General features: G+C 53.6%; 5 protein-coding genes. 2 read left to right on the top strand and 3 right to left on the bottom strand.

The genetic code is table 11. The features are described 5' to 3' along the window. Positions 1-563: 4Fe-4S dicluster domain-containing protein (locus tag C9J12_RS29530; RefSeq protein WP_193944725.1), on the top strand; the 563-nt coding region annotated here is incomplete at its 5' end. Continuing rightward, entirely contained in the window at positions 553-1,404 is an 852-nt protein-coding gene (locus C9J12_RS29535; RefSeq protein WP_227876514.1) for an iron-sulfur cluster-binding protein, read from the top strand. The genes C9J12_RS29530 and C9J12_RS29535, both read left to right, overlap by 11 nt. 54 nt (positions 1,405-1,458) lie before the next feature. Here the strand turns inward: C9J12_RS29535 and ppsA are convergent, their stop codons facing one another. The 3 genes from ppsA to C9J12_RS31695 all read right to left on the bottom strand — a co-directional run bounded on the left by ppsA (position 1,459) and on the right by C9J12_RS31695 (position 4,281). Then, positions 1,459-3,867 (bottom strand): phosphoenolpyruvate synthase, encoded by a 2,409-nt coding sequence (ppsA, locus tag C9J12_RS29540; protein ID WP_107246970.1) that lies wholly within the window; start codon positions 3,865-3,867, stop codon positions 1,459-1,461. 67 nt (positions 3,868-3,934) lie between these two features. Next, positions 3,935-4,180, bottom strand: a complete 246-nt coding sequence (locus C9J12_RS29545) for an acyl carrier protein (RefSeq protein WP_107246973.1) — start codon at positions 4,178-4,180, stop codon at positions 3,935-3,937. Further along, the gene (locus tag C9J12_RS31695; RefSeq protein ID WP_227876515.1) at positions 4,177-4,281 is read right to left on the bottom strand and encodes a 2-oxo acid dehydrogenase subunit E2; all 105 of its coding nucleotides are present in this window, start codon (positions 4,279-4,281) and stop codon (positions 4,177-4,179) included. Before C9J12_RS31695 ends, C9J12_RS29545 begins: the two co-directional genes overlap by 4 nt. Between the last annotated feature and the right edge of the window lie 4 nt (positions 4,282-4,285).

Below are 4,285 nucleotides of genomic sequence, written 5' to 3' on the forward strand. Positions count from 1 at the left end.
TGCTGACAGAGGGGGGCAACGAGGCGCTGCAAGGCATTGGACTGACGCCGGCATCAACGAACGATATCGGCCAGCGCTGGGACAATATCAGCCACTGCGAGCAGGCATTTCCAGATCATACCTATCTGCTCGATGGCATCGCTAAGCTTAATCGTGGCCAGGTCTCGGACGCATTCTGGGGGCAGGTGGGGATCCAATGTCTGGGGTGCTCAGGGTGTACCACGCTCTGCCCCACCTGCTCTTGCTTTGGTACTCGGCATGTTGCCAATGCTGGCGCTGACGTCAATACCGGTTCTAGCACGGACAACAGTGAGGAGACGGTTAGCCAAGTGCGGTTTTGGGACTCCTGCCTGTATGAGGGCTTTCAGCGTGAAGCGAGCTTTCACAACCCAGCCAAACAAGCGGGGCAGCGGGTAAAACGCTTTTGGTATCACAAATTTAGTGAAGACTATCTCCCAGAATTTGGCCGTTACGGCTGTGTTGGTTGCGGGCGTTGTGAGCAGACTTGCCCCAGTGTCATTGGCGTACACTCGATAATGAAAAGGATTGCAGATGATGTTTAACATGACTCCCGTACCGATAGAGGTGGTCGATTTTTATGATGATGGTCAAGATACTCGCCATTATCATTTTCGTTTGCATGGCCTTGAAAATGGCGTTGAAAAGGAAACGCTATCAGCGTGGCAAAAAGCGCAAAGTGGCCAATTTTTTATGTTATCGCTGCCCGGTGTGGGGGAAGCGCCGTTTACGTTTACCGAGTTGCCAAATGAGCAGGGGAAGTTTGGTGCCTTGGTGCGTCAGATGGGCAGTGTGACCCACGCTCTGTTTGAGTGCGCCGTCGGTGATATTATCGGTGCACGAGGCCCGTTTGGAAAAGGGTGGCCGATGGCAGCCATGGCTGATCAGCGCATCCTGATCATCGGCGGTGGTTGTGGTATTGCGCCACTGGCCAGTGTGATAAATGAGCTGATTGAAACGCAAAACTATCGTCAGCTTGAAGTGATTTATGCCACGCGAAACAGTGCCACTTTGATGCTTAATCCAGAGCGGGCGCGTTGGCGGCACTTTATTCCACTGTTCAACGTGGTAGAGGATACCGCTGGCTTGAGCGATCCAGATTATTACCAAGGAACGGTACTGGGGCTACTGCCGACGGTACTGCATAGCTTTGGTACCCAGCCCGATCTGGTGCTGATGGCTGGACCGGAGGCTATGATGGAGGCGGCAGCGGAGTACCTGGTTGCTTACGGTATTCAGCCAGACGCGATAAATCTCTCGATTGAGCGCCGAATGCACTGTGCGGTTGGCCTGTGCGGTCACTGTTATCTGCAAGATCGCTATGTCTGTACCGATGGACCCACCTTTACGTGGGCCGACATTCGGCAATACCAAGCGGTCGGTTGAGCCTACCCCCCGGTTTCTGCTCAGGCTCTGTCGTTGATTCTGGTCTATTGCTGACTAGTCTCGCTTATTGAGGTGCGTGCGTTCGGCTTTTGCGATCACCTCACAGCCTTTGGCAAAGGAGTCAGGGTTAAGGGAGATGGAGTCGATGCCACACGCTACCAGAAACTCAGCAAACTCAGGGTGGTCTGAAGGTGCTTGACCGCAGATCCCCACTTTACAGCCTTTGCTGTGGGCGACCTTGATCACCTGTTCAATCACTTTTTTAACCGCATCATCGCGGGCATCAAACATCGGTTTTAGCTCGGCTGAGTCACGGTCTATCCCCAATATCAGCTGCGTTAAATCGTTACTGCCAATAGAAAAGCCATCAAAGCGCTCGGCAAAACGCTCGGCGAGGATGATGTTCGAGGGGATCTCGCACATCACATACACTTGCAGCCCTTTTTCACCGCGCTTCAGTCCCGCGAGGGCCATCACCTCAAGTACCTTATCGGCTTCGCTGACCGTGCGGCAAAATGGGATCATAACGATAATATTGTCAAAGCCCATCTCATCGCGTGCTTTGATAATCGCTCTGCATTCGAGCTGGAATGCTTCTTGATAACGAGGATGATAGTAGCGCGAGGCGCCGCGCAGGCCGAGCATTGGGTTCTCTTCATGGAGCTCAAAGAACTCGCCGCCTATCAAGCCGCGGTACTCATTCGATTTGAAATCAGACATCCGAACAATGACCGGTTTTGGGTACTGGCTGGCAGCGATTTTACCCACCCCAAGGGCCAAATTATCGACGAAGAAATCGGGCAGGGTTGCTGATCCCGCGCAGCGTTGGCGCAGGGTTTGCGCTATTGCGGGATCGGTGACCAGTTCTGGGTGGATCAGCGCCATCGGATGGAGTCCGATCTGGCTTGAGATTATGAACTCTATTCGGGTCAGGCCGATCCCTGCTGTTGGGAGCTGCCACCAATGAAAAATGCCGTCGGGCATCGCAGCATTGATCATGATTTGGGTTTGGGTCGTAGGTAGGGTGTTGAGATCAATTTGCTGGGTGGTGTAGTTGATGATGCCGTCATACACTTGACCCACTGTACCTTCGCTGCAGTTCAAGGTGACCATTTTTCCTGATGACAGAACACGAGTGGCATGTTCAGTGCCGACGATAGCGGGCACTTTCAGCTCGCGGCTGACAATTGCAGCATGGCTGGTTGGGCCGCCAGAGTCGGTAATGATCCCCGCGGCCTTGCGCATAATTGGCACCCAGTCGGGGTCGGTGCGTTCGGTGACCAGAATCGCGCCATCGGGGAACTGGTCGATATCATCGGGCGAAAGTAGGGTAAACGTCTTACCGCAAGCGACGGCGCTCCCGACACTCGATCCTTGCAATAAAATCGGCGCAGCGGTTTTTTCCAGTTGGTAGTTCACCAGTACCGCGCTGTCTTTTGATGTCTCAACCGTTTCTGGTCTGGCTTGGACGATGAACAGTTGCTGACTATGACGGTCTTTGGCCCACTCCATATCCATGGCACAACCATAATGGCGCTCGATTGTCACCGCCCAGCGGCTCAGGTGTAGGATCTCGTCATCACTGAGTATGAGGCGGTTGCGCTCATCGATGCTGGTGGGCGTTGTCACTGTTGGCTCAAGGCTATCGGCGCTTGCGAACAGCATTTTCTCGCGCTTATTACCGCGCTGTTTTTCAATGATCGGGCGCTTGTTTGGCGTATCGAGCAGCGGTTTATACACCATAAATCGGTCAGGAGTGACGGTGCCTTTAACGATGGTTTCACCCAGCCCCCAGCTGCCATTGATGAGCACCACATCGGGAAAGCCGTTTTCAGTATCGAGACTAAACATGACCCCTGCGCATTCAGACTCCACCATCTGTTGTACGCCAACCGATAGGGCGACCTTTTGGTGGACAAAGCCCTGCTCTTGGCGATAGACAATCGCACGGTCGGTATATAGCGAGGCAAAGCACTCTCTGCTGGCGTCAATTACGTGCGCTGCGCCTGCAATATTGAGGTAGCTCTCCTGCTGCCCAGCAAAGCTGGCTTGGGGCAGATCTTCCGCGGTGGCGGAGCTACGTACCGCCACGGAGAGGGGATCCGTATCTGCCTGTTGACCCAGTTGATGATACGCGTCGGTGATGGCTTGTTCTTGCTCTGTGGTGAAGTGGCCTTCAAGGATCAGGCGACGAATTTTCTGGCCTGCCTCTGCAAGGGTGATGGAGCCGTTGTCCATGGCGGCAAGCAACTGGCTGATCGGCGTGTCAAGTTGGTTCTGGCGTAAGAAGTCACGGTAGAGCTGGGCGCTGGTGGCAAAGCCGTTGGGCACTCGAATGCCGACTTGGTCGAGTTGACTTAGCATTTCACCTAGGCTGGCATTTTTACCGCCGACAAGGTCAACGTCCGTGGCTCGAAGTTGTCGGTACCAGTAAATCAGAGGCTGCGAGGCTGATATGTTCATTGTCGCTCCTAATATTGTGTCCCTAGTTGTTTGTATCTATTGAGGCCGTCACCAGATCCTGCTGGCTTTACTCGACGTGGTTTCGCAAATAGGCCAACAGCTGGTTATAGCTTCTGACCTTGGGGTAATCGCTTTCGGGAATACTGATGCTGGTTTGTTGTTTCAGGTCGGCCAGCAGGTTAAGGAAGTCCATTGAGTCCAGATCACACTCTTCGCGTAAGTCCTCATCCTGATCGATATCGAGCAAATCAATTTCAGGGGCGATACGTTTGATGGCATTGGCAATATGGGTCGGAATGTCGAGTGAAGTCATAATGCCTCCGGTTGCTGAAGTTGTTTGGCAAGGGCATGTAAGAAACGAGCCCCTGTGAGTCCGTCGCTGACTCTATGATCCGCGGCAAGGGTCACGGTCATTATT

Source organism: Photobacterium frigidiphilum, from assembly GCF_003025615.1.
Taxonomy (GTDB): Bacteria; Pseudomonadota; Gammaproteobacteria; order Enterobacterales; family Vibrionaceae; genus Photobacterium; species Photobacterium frigidiphilum.

What these genes read in the sequence shown, in the direction of transcription:
- C9J12_RS29535 (WP_227876514.1), top strand. Translation starts at nt 553, where the DNA reads ATGATGTTTAACATGACTCCCGTACCGATAGAGGTGGTCGATTTTTAT.
- C9J12_RS29545 (WP_107246973.1), bottom strand. Translation starts at nt 4,180, where the DNA reads ATGACTTCACTCGACATTCCGACCCATATTGCCAATGCCATCAAACGT.
- ppsA (WP_107246970.1), bottom strand. Translation starts at nt 3,867, where the DNA reads ATGAACATATCAGCCTCGCAGCCTCTGATTTACTGGTACCGACAACTT.
- C9J12_RS31695 (WP_227876515.1), bottom strand. Translation starts at nt 4,281, where the DNA reads ATGACCGTGACCCTTGCCGCGGATCATAGAGTCAGCGACGGACTCACA.